The 20,730-nt window shown below is 72.8% G+C and carries 16 protein-coding genes; 7 read left to right on the forward strand and 9 right to left on the reverse strand.

Going from position 1 to position 20,730, the window contains the following annotated elements; all coding sequences use genetic code 11:
- On the reverse strand, window positions 1-205 hold a 205-nt coding region (locus DEJ17_RS01445), incomplete at its 3' end, for a PRC-barrel domain-containing protein (RefSeq protein ID WP_181420985.1).
- A gap of 130 nt (window positions 206-335) precedes the next feature.
- Here DEJ17_RS01445 and DEJ17_RS01450 point away from each other — a divergent pair.
- A complete protein-coding gene (locus DEJ17_RS01450; protein ID WP_110891749.1) occupies window positions 336-1,217 on the forward strand; it encodes a general stress protein in 882 nt (293 codons plus the stop codon).
- Window positions 1,218-1,665: 448 nt separating this feature from the next.
- On the opposite strand, the gene DEJ17_RS01455 is transcribed toward DEJ17_RS01450, so the two are convergent.
- Together DEJ17_RS01455 and DEJ17_RS01460 are read right to left on the reverse strand one after the other, a co-directional pair.
- Entirely contained in the window at window positions 1,666-2,136 is a 471-nt protein-coding gene (locus DEJ17_RS01455; RefSeq protein WP_181421005.1) for a GNAT family N-acetyltransferase, read from the reverse strand.
- Between the two features lie 15 nt (window positions 2,137-2,151).
- Window positions 2,152-3,636, reverse strand: a complete 1,485-nt coding sequence (locus DEJ17_RS01460; RefSeq protein ID WP_110891751.1) for an aminopeptidase P family protein — start codon at window positions 3,634-3,636, stop codon at window positions 2,152-2,154.
- A gap of 70 nt (window positions 3,637-3,706) precedes the next feature.
- On the opposite strand from DEJ17_RS01460, the gene DEJ17_RS01465 reads away from it, so the two are divergent.
- On the forward strand, window positions 3,707-4,579 hold the full coding sequence (locus tag DEJ17_RS01465; RefSeq protein ID WP_027464577.1) for a PHP domain-containing protein: 873 nt from the start codon (window positions 3,707-3,709) through the stop codon (window positions 4,577-4,579).
- A 156-nt stretch (window positions 4,580-4,735) separates the two neighbouring features.
- Here the strand turns inward: DEJ17_RS01465 and DEJ17_RS01470 are convergent, their stop codons facing one another.
- On the reverse strand, window positions 4,736-6,244 hold the full coding sequence (locus DEJ17_RS01470) for a DEAD/DEAH box helicase (RefSeq protein ID WP_110891752.1): 1,509 nt from the start codon (window positions 6,242-6,244) through the stop codon (window positions 4,736-4,738).
- Between the two features lie 202 nt (window positions 6,245-6,446).
- On the opposite strand from DEJ17_RS01470, the gene DEJ17_RS01475 reads away from it, so the two are divergent.
- Window positions 6,447-7,160: a ferritin-like domain-containing protein gene (locus DEJ17_RS01475; RefSeq protein ID WP_258366603.1), complete on the forward strand. Its 714-nt coding sequence runs from the start codon at window positions 6,447-6,449 to the stop codon at window positions 7,158-7,160.
- Window positions 7,161-7,206: 46 nt separating this feature from the next.
- Here the strand turns inward: DEJ17_RS01475 and DEJ17_RS01480 are convergent, their stop codons facing one another.
- Together DEJ17_RS01480 and DEJ17_RS01485 are read right to left on the reverse strand one after the other, a co-directional pair.
- Window positions 7,207-7,503, reverse strand: a complete 297-nt coding sequence (locus DEJ17_RS01480; RefSeq protein ID WP_110891753.1) for a hypothetical protein — start codon at window positions 7,501-7,503, stop codon at window positions 7,207-7,209.
- 4 nt (window positions 7,504-7,507) lie between these two features.
- The gene (locus DEJ17_RS01485) at window positions 7,508-7,732 is read right to left on the reverse strand and encodes a DUF3107 domain-containing protein (RefSeq protein WP_110860791.1); all 225 of its coding nucleotides are present in this window, start codon (window positions 7,730-7,732) and stop codon (window positions 7,508-7,510) included.
- A 128-nt stretch (window positions 7,733-7,860) separates the two neighbouring features.
- Here DEJ17_RS01485 and DEJ17_RS01490 point away from each other — a divergent pair, with 128 nt between their 5' ends.
- Together DEJ17_RS01490 and DEJ17_RS01495 are read left to right on the forward strand one after the other, a co-directional pair.
- Window positions 7,861-11,016, forward strand: a complete 3,156-nt coding sequence (locus DEJ17_RS01490) for a UrvD/REP family ATP-dependent DNA helicase (RefSeq protein ID WP_110891754.1) — start codon at window positions 7,861-7,863, stop codon at window positions 11,014-11,016.
- On the forward strand, window positions 11,013-14,279 hold the full coding sequence (locus DEJ17_RS01495) for an ATP-dependent DNA helicase (RefSeq protein ID WP_181420986.1): 3,267 nt from the start codon (window positions 11,013-11,015) through the stop codon (window positions 14,277-14,279). Before DEJ17_RS01490 ends, DEJ17_RS01495 begins: the two co-directional genes overlap by 4 nt.
- Before the next feature lie 383 nt (window positions 14,280-14,662).
- Here the strand turns inward: DEJ17_RS01495 and DEJ17_RS01500 are convergent, their stop codons facing one another.
- Window positions 14,663-15,661, reverse strand: coding sequence for a phosphotransferase (locus DEJ17_RS01500; protein WP_110891755.1), 999 nt, complete (start codon window positions 15,659-15,661; stop codon window positions 14,663-14,665).
- A gap of 116 nt (window positions 15,662-15,777) precedes the next feature.
- On the opposite strand from DEJ17_RS01500, the gene nudC reads away from it, so the two are divergent.
- Both nudC and DEJ17_RS01510 read left to right on the forward strand, forming a co-directional pair.
- A complete protein-coding gene (gene nudC, locus DEJ17_RS01505; RefSeq protein ID WP_110891756.1) occupies window positions 15,778-16,713 on the forward strand; it encodes an NAD(+) diphosphatase in 936 nt (311 codons plus the stop codon).
- The gene (locus DEJ17_RS01510) at window positions 16,710-18,476 is read left to right on the forward strand and encodes an ATP-dependent helicase (RefSeq protein ID WP_181420987.1); all 1,767 of its coding nucleotides are present in this window, start codon (window positions 16,710-16,712) and stop codon (window positions 18,474-18,476) included. The genes nudC and DEJ17_RS01510 overlap by 4 nt, the downstream gene beginning before the upstream one ends.
- On the opposite strand, the gene DEJ17_RS01515 is transcribed toward DEJ17_RS01510, so the two are convergent.
- Window positions 18,367-19,224: a TOMM precursor leader peptide-binding protein gene (locus DEJ17_RS01515; RefSeq protein ID WP_110891757.1), complete on the reverse strand. Its 858-nt coding sequence runs from the start codon at window positions 19,222-19,224 to the stop codon at window positions 18,367-18,369. The genes DEJ17_RS01510 and DEJ17_RS01515 overlap by 110 nt on opposite strands.
- A 60-nt stretch (window positions 19,225-19,284) precedes the next feature.
- Window positions 19,285-20,697, reverse strand: coding sequence for a zinc-dependent metalloprotease (locus DEJ17_RS01520; protein ID WP_110891758.1), 1,413 nt, complete (start codon window positions 20,695-20,697; stop codon window positions 19,285-19,287).
- Window positions 20,698-20,730 lie beyond the last annotated feature (33 nt).

Here is a 20,730-nt window from a genome sequence, read left to right on the forward strand (position 1 = left end):
GTCCGGCACCGATCGAGGTGATGCGGCCGATGCTCACGAAGATACGGCGCTTGCCCGGCACCTCGACGATGAGTCCGACGACGTGCGGGGGATCGGCCCGGCGGTAGACGACCAGGACGTCCCGGACCCTGCCGACTCGGTCGCCCGCGGGGTCGAAGACGGAGCACCCGGCAAGGCGGGCGACGAAGACCTTCGTGGCGCTCACCCGACCCAGCGTAGTCGCTCGGGTGTGGGCGTTCGCCCGCGCGGTCGACGGTGCCCGGTCGACGACGCCGGGCGGCGGCTTCCCTGAGAGTGCACGTGCGATTGCAAGGTGTGCGGTGAATGATGGCTGGGTGAGCAATCAGAGCCCCTTCGCCGGCAGGACCGCCCAGGCGTTCCCGACGCTGCCCAAGGGCGACGTCCTGGGAACGTACGACAGCTACCCCGACGCGCAGCGCGTGGTGGCGAAGTTGGCCGAGGCCGACTTCCCCGTCAACCAGCTCTCGATCGTCGGCAACGACCTGAAGACGGTCGAACGGGTCACCGGCAAGATGACCTACGGGCGTGCCGCCATCGCGGGTGCCCTGTCCGGCCTGTGGCTCGGCATCTTCTTCGGCATCGTGCTCACGCTCTTCTCTCCGAGCGCCGGCGGCCTGATCCTGGCCGCCGCGATCATCGGTGCCGCGTTCGGCATGCTCTACGGCATCGCCTCGTTCGCGATCACGAAGCGGCAGCGCGACTTCACGAGCGTGCACCAGGTGCTCGCCACGAACTACCAGATCGTCGTCAACCCGCAGCTGACCGGGCAGGCGCAGCGGATCCTGGGCGAGCACGGGGCGACCCCGTCCACGCACTGGAACGACGCTCCCCAGCAGCAGCAGCAGCAGCAGCAGCAGCCGTGGCGTCCGGGCCCCGGCGGGGTCCCGCCGCAGCAGCAGTCGCCGTACGGCGGGCACGCCACGCCGCACCAGCAGCCGGGAGGCCCGCAGAATCCCGGCACGTCGGCCCCCGGCGCGCAGACGGGTTCGTCTTCGGGCCCGCCGCGCTACGGCACGAACGACGGGCCCCGGTACGGGGAGACCCCGGAGACGGCTGCGGCCCCCGCGGCTCCGTCGGTGCCGGAGCGCCGGCCCGAGGAGCCGCCGCGCTACGGCGAGCGCGTCGCAGGTGCGACGCCGCCGGAGCCCTCGTCCTCGCCGGATGCCCCGCGAGACGGAGACAGCGACCGCCGCTAGCTGCGCTTCGGCCGACGCGCTCGGGCTTCGTCCCTCGGTCGCGCGTCGGGTCGGGTCGGGTCGGGCGGGAGCGCTCGACACGCCGTTCGCTTCCGCCGAGGCGGCACGGACTGTCGCCACTGTTCACCGCGGGTGGCACCTCGTGTGACCGCAGCCGTGCTCTCCGGGCGGGTTGAGGGGTTTGAGCCGTCTGAGCGGTCGCAACACCCCGCACACATGGCGTCGAGCGGTCGAAGATCGTCGTTCGGCGCCGGCCCAGACGACGGTTCTTGACCGCTCGGCCTCGGGCAGACGGCACGTCGTGACCGGGCGCGGTGCGGGTTCGGGCGCCGTGCGGGTTCGGGCGCGTGCGGATTCGGGCGCGGTGCGGGTTGGGTCGCCGTGCGGGCTTGCGCGCGGCAGGACGGCGCACGGCAGACCTCGGACCCGCCGGGCTACCTCGACGCGGCTAGAGGACCTTCGAGTAGCAGACCGACAGGGGCGCACCGACGTAGGGCCCGAAGTTCGCGATCCGCCGGAAGCCCTCGCGCTGGTAAAAGCCGACGGCGCGCTTCTGCTCCGTGCCCGTCTCGAGGACGAGCGCCGGGGACCCCAGGTCGAGCGCCGCTTCTTCCAGCCGGCGCAGCAGTGCAACCGCGACGCCGGACCCGCGGGACTGCGGCCGGACGTACATCCGCTTGATCTCGGCGATGCCGTCGTCGACGATGCGCAGGCCCCCGCACCCCAGGGGGGTACCGGACTCGTCCCGCGCGACGAAGAACACCGCGATCGACTCGGCGGTCGGCTTCTCGCCGGGTTCGGTGTCCCCGCCGTACGCCCGGTCGATCTCCAGGCGCTGCGCAGCACGGAGCCGCTGGGCGTCGGGGGAGTCGAAGTGCTCGACCTCGATCGAGAAGGTGTTCGGGGAGGCCTCGGGCATGGTCACCCGCTCAGGCTAGCGGCCCGAGCGTGCGATCCACCCCTCCACTTCCGAGGGGGTCCGGGGGATGCCGACGGACAGGTTCTCGGCGCCGTCCTCGGTCACCAGGATGTCGTCTTCGATGCGGACACCGATGCCACGGAACTCCTCCGGCACGGTCAGGTCGTCCTGCTGGAAGTACAGCCCGGGCTCGATCGTGAAGACCATGCCGGCCTGCACCGTGCCGTCGAGGTACATCTCGCGGCGGGCCTTCGCGCAGTCGTGCACGTCGAGCCCGAGGTGGTGGCTCGTGCCGTGCACCATGTAGCGGCGGTGGAACTGGTTGTCGGGCTCGAGCGACTCGGCGGCCGAGACCGGCAGGAAACCCCACTCGGCGGTCTTGCGCGCGATGACCTCCATTGCGGTGGCGTGGACCTGTCGGAACGTGATGCCCGGCTTGACGATCGCGAACGCGGCGTCGGCTGCTTCGAGCACGGCTTCGTAGACCATGCGCTGCACGGGCGAGAACGTGCCGCTCACCGGCAGGGTGCGGGTGATGTCGGCGGTGTAGAACGAGTCGACCTCGACCCCGGCGTCGATGAGGATGAGGTCGCCCGGCTGCACGGCACCGTCGTTGCGGGTCCAGTGCAGGATGCAGGCGTGGTGACCAGAGGCGGCGATGGTGTCGTAGCCCACGGTGTTGCCGTCGGCGCGGGCCCGGCGGTTGAACGTGCCCTCGACGATGCGCTCACCGCGCGGGTGTGCGAGCACGGCGTCGAAGTCGGCGATGACGTCGTCGAACCCGTGCTTCGTGGCGTCGACCGCCTTGCGGAGTTCACGGACCTCGTAAGGGTCCTTGACCAGTCGCAGCTCGGACAGGTCGCGGGAGAGCAGGTCGTCGGTGGCCGGCGAGCCCTCGGTCTCGTCGGTGCCACCGATCGGTGCACCGATGCGGGCGTCGAGCGATCGGGTCAGGTCGTCGTCGGCTTCGCGCACGAGCAGCGCCGACGCGTCGAGGGCGTCGGCGACGGCTGTGAACGCCCCGAGGTCGGCCGTGGCCAGCCCCAGGTCGGCGGCGACGGCGTCGAGCGAGGGGCGTGGACCGACCCAGAACTCCCCGATCTCGGGGTTGGCGTAGAACTCCTCGGAGTCGCGGCCAGCGGTGGCGCGGAAGTACAGCGTGGCGTCGTGCCCGGAGCCGTTCGGCGTCATCACGAGCACGGAGCCGACGACGGTGTCGGTGCCCCAGCCCGTCAGGTGCGCGAAGGTGGAGTGGGGGCGGAACGGGTAGTCGCAGTCGTTCGAGCGGACCTTGGCCTGCCCGGCCGGCACCACGATCGTGCGGCCCGGGTGCAGCTCCGAGATGCGCGCGCGACGCTCGGCGGCGAAGGCGGCCTGCTCGCGGGGTTCGGGCTGCGCTTCCGAGCGCTCGGCCCACTGCGACCCGATGAAGTCCTTGAAGGTCGAGGACCCGGGGGTCGTGGATCGGTTGCTCGTCGCGCGGGGAGTCGTGTCGGCCATGCGTCCATCATCGCACCGCCCGGGGACACCCGGCCTGTGCGGCCGCTCACCTGTGGATAGCATTGGCCACGTGCCAGACCCGTTCATCGACCTGCACGCGCACTCCAGTGTCTCCGACGGCACCGAGCGTCCCGCGGAGCTCGTCCGAGCGGCCGCGGCCGCCGGACTCGACGCCGTCGCGCTGACCGACCACGACACGACCGCGGGGTGGGCGGACGCCACGGCCGCGGCGCACGAGCTGCCCCTGACCCTGCTGCCGGGCCTCGAGCTGAGCACCCGGATCGGCTACCGCAGCGTGCACGTGCTCGGCTACCTGGTGGACCCCGAGCACCCCGGACTGGTCGAGGAGACGACCCGGATCCGCGACGGCCGGCTCTCCCGCGCGCACCGCATGGTCGACCGCATCGCCGAGGACCACCCGATCACCTGGGCGGACGTGCTGGCCCAGTCCAGCCCCGGTGCCACGATCGGCCGTCCGCACATCGCCGACGCCCTGGTCGCCCGCGGACTCGAGTCCGACCGGTCCGCGGCGTTCCGCGGCATCCTGCACCCGGCGTCCGGTTACTACGAGCCCCACGAGGCGCCCTCACCCCTGCGCGGTGTGGAACTCATCCGGCAGGCCGGCGGCGTGCCCGTCATCGCGCATCCGGCGGCGTCATCGCGCGGGATCGTCATCGACGAGCCGATGCTCCGCGACCTCGTCGACGCCGGGCTCGGCGGGCTCGAGGTCGATCACCGCGAGAACCTGGCACACGGCAAGCGCACCCTGCTCGACTGGGCGACGCGCTACGGCCTGTTCGTCACCGGTTCGAGCGACTACCACGGCACCGGCAAGCCGAACCGGCTGGGGGAGCACCGCACCGCACGGGTCTCCTTCGATGCCATCGTGTCCGAGGCCACGGGCAGCGCCCCGGTCGTCGGCCCCGGTTCGCGTCTGGCCTGACCGCAGGCTGATCGACTGGCTGACGAGGCTTCGGCCTGGCCGACGGTCCACGCGCCGGCGTCCACGTGAACTGTCGCGGGGCGCGTGACGCCGGTCCGCGGGTGGAGACGACGAAGGGCCCGTCGCGTCAGCGACGGGCCCTTCGGCCTGGAGGCGCTACTCGCCGTCCGACGTGCCCTGCGGCGCCGAGGCGGTCGCCGAGGCATCGCCGGTGCCGGCACCACGACGCCGGCGACGGCGACGGCGCTTCGCGGCACCGTCGGTGGTCGAACCACCTTCGGTGGCCGTGCTGTCCTCGGTGCCCGCTGCGGCGGTGGGGGCGACCGACTCGATGGCCGTGGCCTGCGGGGCGGACTGCTCCGAGCCTCCTGACCGGGTGCGGCTGCGCGACCGCGAACGCGACGCGTCCCGCGAACCCGACGCGGGGCGGTCGCTGCTGCGCTTCTCGGCGGAGGCGCCGGCAGAAGCCGCGTGCGAGGACGAGCCGGGCAGGCGGCCCTTCGTGCCCTTGGGGATGTCGAGTTCCTCGAACAGGTGGGGCGACGACGAGTAGGTCTCGACGGGCTCGGGGATGCCGAACTCGAGGGCCTTGTCGATCAGCGTCCACTTGTGCAGGTCGTCCCAGTCGACGAACGTGACCGCGATGCCGGTCTTGCCCGCGCGGCCGGTGCGCCCGGCGCGGTGCAGGTACGTGTCCGGGTCGTCCGGGATCGTGTGGTTGATCACGTGCGTGACGTCGTCGACGTCGATGCCACGGGCGGCGACGTCGGTGGCGATGAGCACGTCACGCTTGCCGGCCTTGAACGCCGCCATCGCGCGCTCGCGCTGCTCCTGGTTGAGGTCGCCGTGCACCGCTGCGGCGTTGAACCCGCGGTCCTTCAGCTCCTCGACGAGCTTCGCCGCGGCACGCTTGGTGCGCGTGAAGATCACGGTCTTGCCGCGGCCCTCGGCCTGGAGGATGCGGGCGATGACCTCGTCCTTGTCCAGGGAGTGGGCACGGTAGATGAGGTGCTTGATGTTGGCCTGCATGAGGCCCTCGTCCGGGTCGGTCGCCCGGATGTGCACCGGACGGCTCATGAACCGGCGGGCGAGGGCGACGATCGGCGCGGGCATCGTCGCCGAGAACAGCATCGTGTGCCGCACCTCGGGGACGGCCTGGAAGATGCGCTCGATGTCCGACAGGAACCCGAGGTCGAGCATGCGGTCGGCCTCGTCGAGCACGACCTCTTGCACGTGGGAGAGGTCGAGCAGACGCTGCCGCTGCAGGTCGATGAGCCGCCCGGGCGTGCCGACGACGATCTGGGCACCGGCCTTGAGCTGCTCCACCTGGCCTTCGTAGGCCTTGCCGCCGTAGATCGAGACGACCGTGGTCGGGCGGTTCGAGGCCGCGAGCTCGAGGTCCTCGGTGACCTGGACCGCGAGTTCACGGGTCGGGACGACGACGAGCGCCTTCACGCCGTGCGCCGGGTCGGCACCGAGTCGCTGGATCAGCGGCAGGCCGAAACCGAGCGTCTTGCCGGTACCCGTCTTGGCCTGGCCGATGATGTCCTGGCCGGTCAGGCCGAGCGGGATGGTCTGTTCCTGGATCGGGAAGGGCTCGATGATGCCCTTGCCGGCCAGTGCATCGACGATGTCCTGGTCGATGTTGAGGTCTGAGAAAGTCAAAGAATCACCTTAGTTCTGGTGGAAGTCCGGGCCAGTCTACCGACGGGGCCGTGGTCCGGGCGCTCCGGGGTGCGTCGGAGGGTCGGGCTGGCCGGTCGGCGGGGCGTGCTGGTCGGTCCGGCGGCGGACGCTGGCCGGTCCGCGGGGCGTGCTGGTCGGTCCGGCGGGCCGGACACGGCGTGGCCTCTATGCTGGTCGGGTGGTGTCGTGGTGGAACCGGAAGCGCGCGGCGCAGCTCGCTGCCTCGTGGCTCGCGTCGCGGAACCCGCGCGGAGCCGCGCAGGTCAAGCGTCTCGCGCTCGACGACGTCAGCCCCGAGCTCGACGTCTACCTGGGCCAGGCCGCGTACCTGCAGCTCTCCGTCTACGAGACGATGGGGCGAGCCGGTGCGTCTGCCCCGACGCTCTCCGGCCGACTGGTCACCGGGGTCCTCGCGACGACGGCGCTCGAACGGCACCGGACGATCGTCGCCGAGATCGAGCGCATCGGCGAGGACCCGGCGGCGCTGATGGCCCCGCACCGCGAGGCGATCGACCTGTTCCTCGAACGGACGAGCGGTGCCGACTGGTACGAGTCGATGCTGACGGGCTACGTGACGGCCGGCATCCTGAACGACCTGTTCGGCAACCTGCTCCGCTCGCTGCCGACGGAAGTCCGGCAGCGGCTCCGTTCGGTGTTCGACGCGCGCGAGGAAGCGGCGGTCGTCGAGGAGCTGACGGCGCACATCGAGGACGACCCGCAGATCGGTTCGCGCCTGGCGATGTGGGGACGGCGTCTGGTCGGCGACACCCTGCTCGTCGCGCGGTCGGCGCTGGCGTCGCACGCGCGCGAGGACCAGGAGCGACTCGAGCCGGTCTGGACCGAGCTCATCGCTGCGCACACCCGACGGATGGATGCCCTCGGCCTGACGGCCTGAGGATCGTCGCGGCGCCGGGCCTGCGCCTGCGGACCGGCGGCTCCGGTCAGGCGCCGCGGGTCTTGAGCTGCTCGTAGTACGCGGCGTCGTGCTTGACGCGCTGCGTGCCGAGGAGCCACTCGACCACGAGTGCGACCACGCCGGACCCCACGAGTGCCACGACCCAGATCCAGGTGCCGTCGTACCGCCACCCGCCCCAGGTCAGGGCCTCCCAGAGGACGGCAGCGGCGATGCCGCCGACCGCGGGGCCGACGAGCACACCACGGTTCGACCGCCACGGCAGGATCACGTGCGCGACCGCACCGATGATGAGGCCGCCGAGGACGGCGAAGAGCAGTTCCACGTCGTCAGGCGACGAAGCCGATGCGCCGTGCCTCTTCCGCGCCGACCTCGACGTACGCGAGGGCCGAGACGGGGACGATGAAGCGACGGCCCTTGTCGTCCTGCAGCGACAGGTGCGTCGACTGCGCGGTGAGTGCCTCGGACACGGCCTTCTCGACCTCGTCCGCGGTCTGGGCGGTCTCGAACGCGATCTCGCGGGGGCTGTTGATGATGCCGATCTTGATGTCCACGAGCACAGCGTATCCGAGCGGTCCCGTACGGCATCGGGCGTTCGCCGCGGGCGCACTCAGGTGGTGGGGCGACCAGCGTCCCGCGCGTCCGTGACGGTGCTGTCGGCGGTCCTGGGTACCGTACGAGCGTGCCGCAGACCACGCTGACGCCCGCTCCCGAGGACACCGGGTTCGCACGCGCACTGGTGGACGACCCCTCGCAGGCCGCGGTGCTCGCGTTGCCGGACGGCCGTCACGCCGCGGTGATCGGTGCGCCAGGCAGCGGCAAGACGACCACGCTCGCACGGCTCGTCGCCGACCGGCTGTCCCGTCCCGACGCGATCACCCCCGACGGCCACGCGACGGTGCTCGCCCTGACCTCGGCGCGGACGGCTGCGACGGCGCTGCGCGACCGGCTCGCACGGGCGGTCGACCGTGTCGTCCCGGGTGCGCTCGCACGCACCGTGAACTCGCTGGCGTTCCAGATCGTCACCCACGCGGCGTCGGTGCAGGGCCAGGAGCCCCCGACGCTGCTGACCGGTGGCGAGCAGGACCGGATCATCGCCGACCTGCTCGCCGGGCACGAACTCGACGCAGCCGGACCGGCATGGCCCGACCCGATCACCGCCGTCGTCCGTGAACGAGCCGGGTTCCGCACCGCCCTGCGGGACGTCATGATGCGTGCTGTGGCCGCCGGCGTCGAGCCCGACGACATGCGGGAACTCGGTGACGAGCTCGGACGGCCCGAGTGGCGGGCGGTCGGCGACTTCGTGGACGACTACCGGGCATCGGTCACCGCTTTCCGGCCGACCGGGCTCGACTCCGGCGAACTCGTGGCGTACGCGACCGCCGCGGTGCTGCGGCACGAGCTCCCCACCGGCATCGCCGCCCTGCGCCTGGTCGTGGTCGACGACACGCAAGAGCTGGTGGAGGGCGAGATCGCGTTGCTCGGGGCGCTCGCCCGTTCCGGTGTGCAGGTCGTGGCCTTCGGCGACCCGGACATCGCCGCCTCGGCGTTCCGCGGCGCCGAACCGGACGTGCTCGGTCGCCTGGCCGTACGACTCGGGGTGGACCGCGTCGACGAGCTCGTCCTCCGCGCGGTGCACCGGCACCCCGCACCGATCCGCGCCCTGGTCACCGGCGTCACGGGGCGCATCGGCACCGCGGCGGCCGGTCGGCAGCGCAGCGCGACGGCGAGCGACCAGGACGCGCGGTCCGACGCCGTCGTGCACCTCGAGGCCGCGAGCCGGTCAGCCCTCATCGTGGCGATCGCTCGTCGACTGCGCGAACACCGCCTGCTCGACGGCATGCCGTGGCACCGGATGGCCGTGGTCACCCGCAGTGGTGCCGCCATCCCCGAACTCGTCCGGGCGCTCTCGGTGGCCGAGGTCCCGGCGACCGCCGGTGCCGCGCCCGTCCGTCCGCGCGACGACTCCGCTGCGCGGGCGCTGCTCGACGCGGCTGCGGTGGCGCTCGACGTCCTGCCGCTCGACGCCGCCTTGGCCACCGCGTTCGCCACCGGGCCCCTCGGGGGCCTGGACACCCTGGCCATGCGGCGGCTCCGGCTCGCCCTGCGGCGCGAGGAACTCGCGGGCGACGGCAGCCGCACCGCCGACGAACTGCTGATCGATGCACTGGGCGCACCGGAGCGCCTGGCGACGGTGGACGCCGGGTTCGCGCGGCGGGCGACCCGGTTGGCGCGGAGCCTGGTGCAGGCGCGTGCCGACGCCGATGCGGGTTCGAGCATCGAGGAGATCCTCTGGGGCCTCTGGGAACGCAGCGGCCTCGCGAAGTCGTGGGGCGCCCAGTCCGCAGCCGGTGGTGTGGGGGCGGGGGAAGCCGACCGGCACCTCGACGCCGTCGTCGGCCTGTTCACCGCCGCCAAGCGCTTCGTCGAGCGCACGCCGGACGCTCCCGCGCGCGTCTTCGTCGACGACCTGCTCGGCGCCGACCTGCCGGAGGACTCGATCGGCCCCGACCGGACCGCCGGCCGGGTGCGGGTGCTGACGCCCTCGGCGACGGTCGGACTCGAGTGCGACGTGGTCGTGGTGCTCGGCCTGCAGGACGGCGTCTGGCCGAACACCCGCGTCCGCGGCAGCCTGCTCGACCCGGACGGCCTCGTCCGCGCCGCTTCCGGGGTCGAGCGCTCCCCGATCGACGACCGTGCCGCCGTGGTCGCCGACGAACTCCGGCTGTTCGCCCGGGCCGTGTCGCGTGCCACCACCCAGGTCGTCATCGGCACGGTCGCGAACGACGACGAATCACCGTCACCGTTCGTCCGACTCGTCCCGGTGCCGCCGGACCGTCAGCCGACCGTCCACCCGCTGTCCCTGCGCGGGCTCGCCGGGTCGCTGCGCCGCCGGGTGGTGGGCTCCGGCGACCACGAGGCCGCGTCCGCGCTGGCCCGCCTGGCCGAGGCCGAGGTCCCAGGGGCGGCTCCGGATGAGTGGTACGGGCTCGCTGAACCGACCACCGACGAGCCCCTGGTCGACCTCGACGCCGAGCCCGCGCCCGAGGTCGATGGCGGCGAGCCCGTCGCCCCGGCCGTGTCGGTGTCGCCGTCACGGATCGGCACCTTCGAGGAGTGCCCGGTGCACTGGTTCGCGCAGACCTTCGGTGGCGGCGCCCCGAGCCCGGCGATGGGCATCGGCACGATCGTGCACGAGGCGATGGAGCACGCCACCGAGACCGACGTCGAGTCGCTGTGGGAGCGGGTCGAGGCGCGGTGGGACGAGCTCACGTTCGAGTCGCCCTGGGTCGCCGACCGCGAACGTGCCCGGACCCGGCGGATGATCGAGGGGCTGAGCGACTACCTTCGCACGTTCGCCAGCGCTGGACGTCAGCTGCTCGGTGCCGAGACCTCGTTCGCGCTCGTGACCGGTCCCGCCCGGATCCGGGGCAGCATCGACCGCATCGAGGTCGACCTCGACGGCCGGGTCAGCGTCGTCGACCTGAAGACCGGCCGGTCGATGCCCAGCGAGAAGAACGACATGCCGGAACACCCGCAGCTCGGCGCTTACCAGCTGGCGGTCGAGGACGGCGCCGTCGACGGTGTGCCCGCCGGCTCCCCGATGGCCGACGCCCGGCTGGTCTTCGTCCAGAACCCCCGCGGCGGCCACGCCTTCTCCGAACGGACGCAGCATGCGTTCGACGCCGAGGCGCGCGAGGCCTACCGCGAGCGGTTGCACGGGGTGGCGCGGGGCATGGCCGGCCGGACGTTCGTGGCGAACGTGGACGACCACTGCGAGAAGGCCCGGACCGGGGTCGAGTGCCGGATCCACGTGGTGGCGGAGGTGACCTGGTGAGCGACTCGACCGAGACGACCGAGACGACCGAGATGACCGGTTCTGCTGCTGCTGCTCCGCCCGCCGTCCGCCACGGCGCCGACGCCATCGCCGACGCCCTCGGCCGGCCCCGTCCCACCGCCCAGCAGCGCGCCGTCATCGAGTCGCCGCTCGTGCCGGCCCTGGTCGTCGCCGGTGCCGGCAGCGGGAAGACCGAGACGATGGCCTCGCGCGTGGTCTGGCTGCTGGCGAACGGACTCGTCCGCCCAGACGAGGTCCTCGGACTGACCTTCACCCGCAAAGCCGCCGGCGAACTGTCCGTCCGCATCAACGATCGCATCCGCGCGCTCGAAGAAGTGGGGTTGATCACCCCCGGCGACGCGTTCGAAGCGCCCACCGTGTCGACGTACAACGCCTTCGCCAACGCGGTCTTCCGCGAGAACGCCCTGCTCGTCGGCCGCGACGGCGAGTCCCAGGTGCTGACCGAACCCTCGGCCTGGCAGCTCGCCCGCCGGGTCGTGGTGGCCGCCCGCGACGAGCGGCTCGCCGGCCTCGACCGCGACGTCGACACCCTGACCGCCGCCGTGGTCGCGCTCGCCGGTGCCACCTCGGAGCACCTCGTCGAGCCGGAGGACCTCCGCCGGTTCGCGGTCGAGTTCTCCGAACTGCTCGAACTCCCGGGCAACCGCGGCAAGCCCTACAAGGCCATCACCGACGCGGTCGCCGCGATCGGTGCCCTCGAGCCCCTCGCCGACCTGGTCGCCGAGTTCCGCCGGCAGAAGATCGACCGCGGGTTCGTGGAGTTCTCCGACCAGATCGCCCTCGCGCTCGCAGCGGCCGAGTCGGCACCGCGCGTCGTCACGGACCTGCGGAGCCGGTACGGAGTGGTGCTCCTCGACGAGTACCAGGACACCTCGGTCGTGCAGACCCGGTTCCTCGCCCGGCTGTTCCGCGGGCACTCCGTGATGGCGGTCGGCGACCCGCACCAGTCCATCTACGGGTTCCGCGGTGCGAGTGCCGCGAACCTCGCCCGGTTCCCACACGACTTCGGCGGTGACGAACCCGGCGTGGCCGAGCCCGTCACCTTCGCCCTGTCGACGAGCTGGCGGAACCCGGTCGACGTGCTCGCGGGCGCGAACGCGATCGTGTCACCGCTGTCCGCGGCGTCCGAGGTCGACGTCGAGCGGCTCTCGCCGCGGCCGGGCGCAGATCCCGGCACGGTCCGGGTGGCGTTCCCCGAGACCCTGCCGGAAGAAGCCGACGAGGTCGCCGCTTGGTTCCGGGACCACCGCGGTCGCAACCCGGCGGGCTCGATGGCGTTGCTGCTGCGCGCCCGGAAGGACCTCGCGGCGTTCACCGCGGCGCTCGGCGCCCGCGGGGTGCCGTACCACGTGCTCGGCACCGGCGGACTGCTCCAGCGTCCGGAGATCGTGGACCTGGTGGCGTGCCTGCGCGTCCTGCACGACCCGGCGGCCGGCAACGACCTGATCCGGCTGCTCGCGGGTGCGCGGTGGCGGGTCGGGGCGGCGGACATCGTCGCCCTGCACCAGCTCGCCCGGTGGTTGTTCCAGCGCGACCACACCCAGCAGCGCCTCGACGACGACCTGACCGCGGCGTTCCGTGCATCCGTGGCCGCCGGCGAGCACGGGTCGATCGTCGACGCGCTCGACTTCGTCGCGACCGCGCCCGACGAGCACGGCGCGCTCGAGGGCATCACCGCCGCTGGTCGCAGCCGGATGCGCGCGCTCGGCCGGCAGCTCGCGATGCTCAGGTCACGCGCGGGGAGCGACCTGGTCGACTTCGTGACGCTCGTCGTGCAGGAGATGCGGCTCGACATCGAGGTCGCCGCGCACGAACAGGGGAGCGGTGCCTACCTCGACGCCTTCATCGACGAACTCGCCGGCTTCGTCTCGACCGACGACCGCGCCGACCTCGGCTCGTTCCTCGGGTGGATCGACGCCGCAGCCCGGCGTGACGACATGGGCCCGCGGTCCGAGGAACCCGAGGCCGGCACCGTGCAGATCCTGACGATCCACGGGTCCAAGGGGCTGGAGTGGGACGCCGTCGCGGTGCCCCGGATGGTCGAGGGCGGTCTGCCGGCGCGTGCGCAGGAGGGCTCGTCCGGTTGGCTCGGGTTCGATCGACTGCCGTACGAGTTCCGCGGGGACGCCGCCGAGCTGCCCCGACTCGCGTGGCGCGGGCAGGAGACCCAGAAGGACGTCACCACGGCGATCGACGCCTTCAAGGAACAGGTGAAGGCCCGCAACGAGGACGAGGAACGCCGGCTCACCTACGTCGCCCTGACCCGCGCCAAGCACGACCTGCTGGTGTCCGGCTCGTTCTGGGCTGGCGGGGTCCGACCCACCGAGCCGAGCCGCTACCTGCGTGACCTGGTGGACGCCGGTGTCATCGACGGTGCGGCGATCCCGGAGACGACGGTGCACGACGAGAACCCCCTGGGGGACAGCGGCGCGACCCAGACGTGGCCGCACGTGCCGTTCGGGCAGCGCGCGCCGCGGGTCCTGGCCGCCGCTGAGCGGGTGCGGAACGCGAACCCCGGTGCTGCGGGGCGCTTCGCCGCCGACATCGACCTGCTGCTCGCCGAACGGCACGCCACCCGGAACGCGAAGCACGCGGTCGCCGTCCCGCACCGGGTGCCCGCGTCGGGCTTCAAGGACTACCTGACCGAACCCGACTCCGTGGCCGAGCGGCTCCGCCGGCCGATGCCGGAGCGACCGTACCGCGCCACCCGGCTCGGCACGCTCTTCCACCAGTGGGTGGAACAGCGCACGCGGAGCGGTGGCGCGCTCGAGACGCTCGACGTCTGGGACGGCGAGCTCGACGCCGACGTCGACGACCTCGCCGATGCGTCGCCGGACGCCGTGGTCACCGACGACGACGCCCGGCGGCTCGCGGACTTCCAGGCGACGTTCGCCCGCTCTCGTTGGGCCGGGCTGACACCGATCGAGGTCGAGCGTGAGATCCACATCCCGTTCCTCGGGCACAGCGTGGTGTGCAAGCTCGACGCCGTGTACGAGATCGACGGGCGTGCCGAGGTGGTCGACTGGAAGACGGGCAAGGCGCCGTCGGGGGCGGACGACCTGGCCCGCCGCACCCTGCAGCTCGCGCTGTACCGCGTCGCGTACGCCGAGTTCACCGGGCGGCCGCTCGACCAGGTCGACGCGGTGTTCTACTTCGTCGCCGACGACCTCGAGGTCCGTCCGACCGAGCTGTTGGACCGCGCCGGACTCGAGCGCGCATGGTCCGAGGCCATCGGTAACTGACGTCCTTCGGCCGGACGGTCGGCGCCCGCGCCCGTCACGCTCCGCCCGGCGCGGGCCGCGCCCAACGGGCCGTGCCGGAAGAGCCGCGTCTGCCGGGCAGTGCGCCTGTCGTGCGCCGCGCCTGCCGGGCGCCGCGCCTGCCGGGCGCCGCGCCCGTCGTGCTCCACCCGGGAGGCCCGGTGCCGGCCCGCCGGACCGGCACCGGGCCTCCAGACGGTCGCGTCCCGGACGAGAGCCGACGACCGGAACCGGTCACGACACCCCGCTGTCGGTGCGGCGAGCGGTCACAGACCGTCGGATGGACGCGTCACGACCGACGATCCGTGACCGCCCGGCGGAACCGAGCGGGGAGTCGTGACCAACGTGCGGCGGCGCGATCCGCGTCAGCCGTGGCGTCGCTCGGTGGAGGACAACAGCTGCTCCACCTCGCCGATCTCCATCGTCTCCGGCGACACGGACTGCAGCGGCTCCGCACTCGGGGCGTGCACCGCGTCGACCAGGCGGTGCATCATCGCCACGGCGTCGTCGACGACCTCGGTGCTCTTCGCCTGCACGCCGTGCAGCAGCCAGTGCGCCGTCTCGAGCTCGTGGTGCACGCGCGCGCGCTGCGCGAGCTGGCGGTCGCGTCCGCCGCCGTTCGCCTCGTAGGCGCTGAGGACGGTGTCGAAGGCGTCGCGACGGCCGGCGAGTACCCAGGCGAGGTCCTTCGCCGGGTCGCCGAGCCGCAGCTCGCCCCAGTCGAGGACTCCGGTCACCGCATCGCCGTCGACGAGTACGGCGCCGGCGCCGAGTGAGCCGTGCACGACGGTCGGCGTGAACTGCCAGAGCTGCTGGTCGCGGGCGGCACCCTCCCAGCGTTCGACGAGCGCGGCGGGGACGAGCTTGGTGGCGACGGCACGGTCCATCACCGAGACGGCGGACCGGAGCACCTCGAACGGCGTGAGCGAGGGCAGGCCGGCGTCGGAGACGAAGCTCGTCGGCAGCTGGTGGATCGCGGCGACGGCACGGCCGACACTGGTGGCGAGCTCGGGGCGCTCGACGAGCGACGCGAGCGTCGGGTGGCTCCCGGCCAGCCGCGTCGTGACGATCGCGCGCGTCGACCCGATCGGTGCCTGGCCGCGGTACTCGACGACGCCGAACGGCAGGCGCGTTCGGATCCCGGCGCTCAGCGCCCGGATTGCGACGAGATCGGCCGACTGCCGGGCCTCGGCACGCTGGTTCCGCGGGCGGCGGATGACGATCTCGGCGCCGTCGGCGTCGCGCAGGAGCGCCGACTCGTAGTCGCCGGCCGCGGCCGAACCGAGCGTGCGCGTGCCCGTGACGAGGAGACCTGGAACGGCCGTCGTCGCCAACGCGGCTAGAGTGAACTGGGATCCCGCCATGTCCCTCAGGGTAGGCGCGTGACGCGTGCAGGGCTGCACGCCACGCTGTTCGGCGGCCCGCACGCCCACCGCACGTCTCTCGCCCGTCCGCACCCGATCCGAGGAGCTCTCCCGCCGTGACCGTCGAGTTCGCCGCCCGGCTCCCGCTCTCCCGCAACGAACTCGACCGCGACGCCGAGTTCCGCACGACCGACGACGTCGAGCGCCTCCTGCGCGAGGACGAGCGCACCCGGTACCTGCCGGTGCGCGGTGCCGAGATGCTCCGGAACGCCGACGGCACCCTGCGCTTCGTGACCGCGACGGAGATCCCGGTCGAGACCGTGACCCTGTACCTCGGCCGTTCGGTGTCGGACGCCGCGGACGCCCCGGCGGGGACCCGCTTCGTCGCTGCCCTGATCGACAGCGCGACGGCGACCGCCATCGAACCCGACGACGACGCCTGGCAGAGCCTCCGGATGTTCGGCACCGAGCTCTCGCCACGTGACCAGGGCCTGGCGGTCGAAGCCGTCGCGATGGCCAACTGGCACGCCGTGCACGGCTTCTCCCCGCGCACCGGTTCGCCCACGGCCGTCGTGAGCGGTGGGTGGGTCCGTCGCGACCCCGAGGGGCACGATCTCTTCCCGCGCACCGACGCGGCGATCATCGTCGGGGTCGTCGACGCCGACGACCGGATCCTGCTCGGTTCGAACGCCGCGTGGGACGCCGATCGGTACTCGCTGCTGGCCGGGTTCGTCGAGCCGGGGGAGTCGCTCGAGGACGCCGTCCGCCGCGAGGTCTGGGAGGAGTCCGGCGTCCGCGTCGAGGAGCCCGAGTACCTCGGTTCGCAGCCCTGGCCGTTCCCCGCGTCCCTGATGGTCGGCTTCCGTGCCCGTGCAGCCGGCGGTGACCCGACCACCGCTCGCCCGGACGGTGTCGAGATCCTTGATGTTCGGTGGTTCTCGCGCGACGAGATCCGCGAGCGCGCCGGGGAAACCCTGCTGCTGCCGGGACGCACCTCGATCGCCCGCGCCATCATCGAGGAGTGGTACGGCGGGTCGCTGGACCTGCCATGAGCGTCGCCGGACCGCGCGGCGCAGCCAGCGCAGGGGCAGTCGAGCCCCGACCGCCGTCGCCCGACGAACTGCTCGCCGCGCTCGACGCCGAGCAGCGGACGGTCGCCCGCACCCTGCTCGGTCCGGTCGCGGTGCTGGCCGGTGCCGGGACGGGCAAGACCCGTGCGATCACGCACCGGATCGCCTACGGGGTCGCCACCGGGACCTACGCCCCGAACCACGTCCTGGCGCTGACCTTCACGACCCGTGCCGCCGGCGAACTGCGGTCGCGTCTGCGCGCGCTCGGGGCCGGGACCGTCCAGGCGCGCACCTTCCACGCGGCCGCGATGGCGCAGCTCAGCTACTTCTGGCCGGACACTGTCGGCGGGCACGCCCCCAAGATCGTCGAGTCCAAGGGGCGGATGATCGCCCACGCCGCGGACACGGTCGGCATGCACGTCGACACCCCGGTGCTCCGCGACCTGGCCGCCGAGGTCGAGTGGCGCAAGGTGCAGATGCTCTCGCTCGACGAGTACGAGGCCGCCGCCGCGGACCGGGTGATGCCACGGGACACCACACCGCGCCGGGTCATCGACCTGATGAAGGCGTACGAGCGACTGAAGGACGACCGGCGTCAGCTCGACTTCGAGGACGTCCTGCTGGCGACCCTCGGCATGGTCGAGTCCGAGCCCCGCGTGGCCTCGTACGTGCGGCAGCAGTACCGGTTCTTCGTGGTCGACGAGTACCAGGACGTCTCCCCGGTGCAGCACGACCTGCTGCGGGCGTGGCTCGGCGGCCGCGACGACCTGTGCGTCGTCGGCGACGCCAGCCAGACCATCTACTCGTTCGCCGGAGCCTCGAGCGACTACCTGCTCGGGTTCGGGTCGGAGTTCCCGCGCGGATCGGTCCTGCGCCTCGAGCGGAACTACCGCTCGACCCGTGAAGTCGTGTCCGCGGCCAACACGCTGATGCGCGGCCAGCCGGGGGCACTCGACCTGGTCGCCCAGAGCGAGGAACCGGGCCCGGAACCGGTCGTGCTGGCCTGCGCCCACGACGGCGACGAGGCCCAGACCATCGCCCGCCGGATCACCGAGCTCGTCGGAGCCGGCGCGTCCTACGGGGACTGCGCCGTGCTCTTCCGCGTCGGGGCGCAGTCCGCCGCGCTCGAGTCCGCGCTCGGCCGGAACGGCATCCCGTACCGCGTGCAGGGCGGGACCCGGTTCTTCAACCGCCCGGAGGTCAAGCTCGCCGTCCACCACATGCGCGGCGAGGCGATCCGACAGACCGACGACGAGCTGACCCGCCGGGTCCGGCTGGTGCTGCAGGTCAGCGGCTGGACGGAGACGCCGCCGGAGGGCACCGGCGCAGTACGCGAGCAGTGGGAAGCGCTGCAGGCGATCATGGGCCTGGCCGAGGACGCCCCTGCCGGCACGACGATGCAGCAGTTCACCCAGGACCTGGTGGACCGCGCGGCGACGCACCACGAGCCCGAGGTCGACGCCGTCACGCTCGCGACGCTGCACTCGTCGAAGGGTCTGGAGTGGCCGAACGTGGTCATCGCCGGCGCCGCCGAGGGCCTGCTGCCGATCTCGCACGCGTCGACCGACACCGAGGTGGACGAGGAACGACGCCTGTTCTACGTCGGGCTGACCCGCGCCCGCCGATCCGTCACGATCACCTGGTCGCAACAGGGCTCCACGCGTGGGGGAGCCCGGGCTCCGAGTCGGTTCCTGGCAGCGCTCGGCACGCGCACCGCGGATGGGGCCGGACCGGCCAACGGCTGACCGACATGTCGTCGCGCTCGAAGACGAGCTGGTCGGGCTCGGCGCGTTGGGTCCGGAGCGGGAGCCGTTCGAGCAGCATCCGCGTCGTGGCTGCGGCCACCGCAGCCGACCGCCACGGCGACAGCGGTGCCGGGTGCCGGCCCCAGACCTGGGCGGCGATGGCCGGCCAGGCCGGGTCGTCGTCGACGCGTGCGTACTCCGCGCACTGGAGGCACGGCCCGGCTCCCGGCACGACGAACGGCCCGAGACGGACGCGTCCGTCGCCGACGACGACCGCCAGGTGCGGCACGCCGCGGCGGGTCCACGCGGCACGGAGCGCCGGGTCGACGACGTGGTCGGCCACCACCACGGCGAGCCGCGGCTCGGGCTCGGGCAGGACGACGGGACCCCCGGCCGGAGCGGTCGTGCGACTGATCGTCACGCCCTCGCCGGACAGGAACGTCGCCAGTGTGTCGGCGACGACACCGGCGCCGTGCACCTCGATGCGTTCGAGTGGCTCGGGCAGGACCTCGACCACCGCGGGCGACGCGGCCCCGAGCACGCCGGCAGCACGTTCCGGGGAGCACCCCGACGCGGCCGCGAGGCCCGACAGCGCGTCGTGCCCGGTCTCTCGACGGAGGCCGTTGAGGAACCGCTCTTCCCCCGTGGTCGGCACCGCAACGACGGCGCGTGGGGGATCGACCCCGAGCTGGACCGTGGCGGGGTCACGCCAGACGAACTCGAGCGTCGGATCGATGCGGATGCCCATGACCCCACGGTGCCGGAGTACGCGGCACGCGTGGGGTCACGGAGTGGATCTGTGGAGAACTCAGCGGGGCTGGTCGCCTGTGCCCGGCTCGTCGCCCGTCTCGCCATCGGGGTCGTCGGCCACCCGGCCAGACTCGTCCTCGTGGGGGCGCGCCCCCGTCGAGTCGTTCAGCAGGTCCTCGAGGGCCTTGTCGAACGCGTCGTCCTCGTCGGTCTGGGACGGGTTCCGCAGCCGTGCGACGAGGGCATCGGGGGCGTCGACGTCGTCCGAGGTCGGCACGAGGTCGAAGTGCGACCACAGGGCATCGCGCTGTTCGGCACCGAGCTCGTCGGTCACCCGCTGCCACATCGCCGCGGCCTCGCGCAGCCGACGCGGACGCAGCTCGAGGCCGACGAGCGTGGCGAACGCCGACTCGGCGGGGCCACCGGCGGCACGGCGACGGCGCACCATCTCGGCGATCGCTCCGGCCTTGGGGAGACGGACGGTGGCCGCCGCCGTGACGGTGTCCACCCATCCCTCGACCAGGGCGAGCATCGTCTCGAGCCGGGCGAGCGCTGCGTCCTGCTCGGCGGTGCGCGGCGGGATGAGGGCACCCGAGGCGAGTGCGTCGCGCAGCTGCTCCTGGTTGGTCGGGTCGATGTCGGCCGCGAGCTCCTCGACGCGGTCGAACGGGATGTGGATGCCCCGTGCGTAGTCCGTGATCGACGAGATGATGTGCAGCCGGAGCCACCGTGCCGACCGGAAGAGCCGGGCGTGCGCGAGTTCGCGGACCGCGAGGTAGATGCGGACCTCGTCCTCGGAGACGTCGAGGCCCTCGGCGAACTCGGCGACGTTCTGGGGCAGGAGCGCTGCGACCTGCTCGTCGAGGAGCGGCACGCCGACGTCACCGCCGGACACGACCTCCTTCGACAGCTGCCCGACGACCTGGCCGAGCTGGATCGCGAACAGCGCCCCGCCGATGCCGCGCATCGCCTTCGAGACGTCGCCGAGCATCGCCTTGAGCTGCTCGGGAGCGCGCTGGTCGATCGCCTCGGTCAGGGCATCGGCGATGCTGAAGGCCACCGGCTCGGCGATCTGCGTCCACACCGGGGTGGTCGCCTTGGCCCACTGCTCACGTGTGTAGAGGCTCGGGGTCGCGGTCAGCTCGGCGACGGTCGTGACCTCGTCGAGCCACAGCGCCGCGACCTGGAACGCCTGGTCGGCCGCCTGCGACGTGGCCGGGTCGACGGGGTGGCCGCCGTCCCGGGCGATCGCCGCTGCGCGTTCCGCCGTGGCCGAGAAGTCGATGCCGTCACCGCCGGACTGCGCGGCGCGCTGGAGCTGGCTCATCAGGTTCGCCACGGAGGCCGGGTCGTTCGGCAGGCCGGCGGCACCGGCGAGCTGCGACGGGTCGATCTGCCCCTCGCCCGAGAGCAGCTTGCGCAGCATCTCCTGGAAGTCGTCGTCCGGCCCCGGCTGTGGTTCATCAGGCATGCCGACTACGCTAATCGCTGCTCACGGGGCCGC

Source organism: Curtobacterium sp. MCSS17_011 (assembly GCF_003224275.1).
Taxonomy (GTDB): domain Bacteria; phylum Actinomycetota; class Actinomycetes; order Actinomycetales; family Microbacteriaceae; genus Curtobacterium.

Coding starts and splice junctions, on each gene's coding strand:
- DEJ17_RS01455 (WP_181421005.1), bottom strand. CDS start 2,136: ATGCCCGAGGCCTCCCCGAACACCTTCTCGATCGAGGTCGAGCACTTC.
- DEJ17_RS01460 (WP_110891751.1), bottom strand. CDS start 3,636: ATGGCCGACACGACTCCCCGCGCGACGAGCAACCGATCCACGACCCCC.
- DEJ17_RS01500 (WP_110891755.1), bottom strand. CDS start 15,661: ATGGCGGGATCCCAGTTCACTCTAGCCGCGTTGGCGACGACGGCCGTT.
- DEJ17_RS01510 (WP_181420987.1), top strand. CDS start 16,710: ATGAGCGTCGCCGGACCGCGCGGCGCAGCCAGCGCAGGGGCAGTCGAG.
- DEJ17_RS01515 (WP_110891757.1), bottom strand. CDS start 19,224: ATGGGCATCCGCATCGATCCGACGCTCGAGTTCGTCTGGCGTGACCCC.
- DEJ17_RS01520 (WP_110891758.1), bottom strand. CDS start 20,697: ATGCCTGATGAACCACAGCCGGGGCCGGACGACGACTTCCAGGAGATG.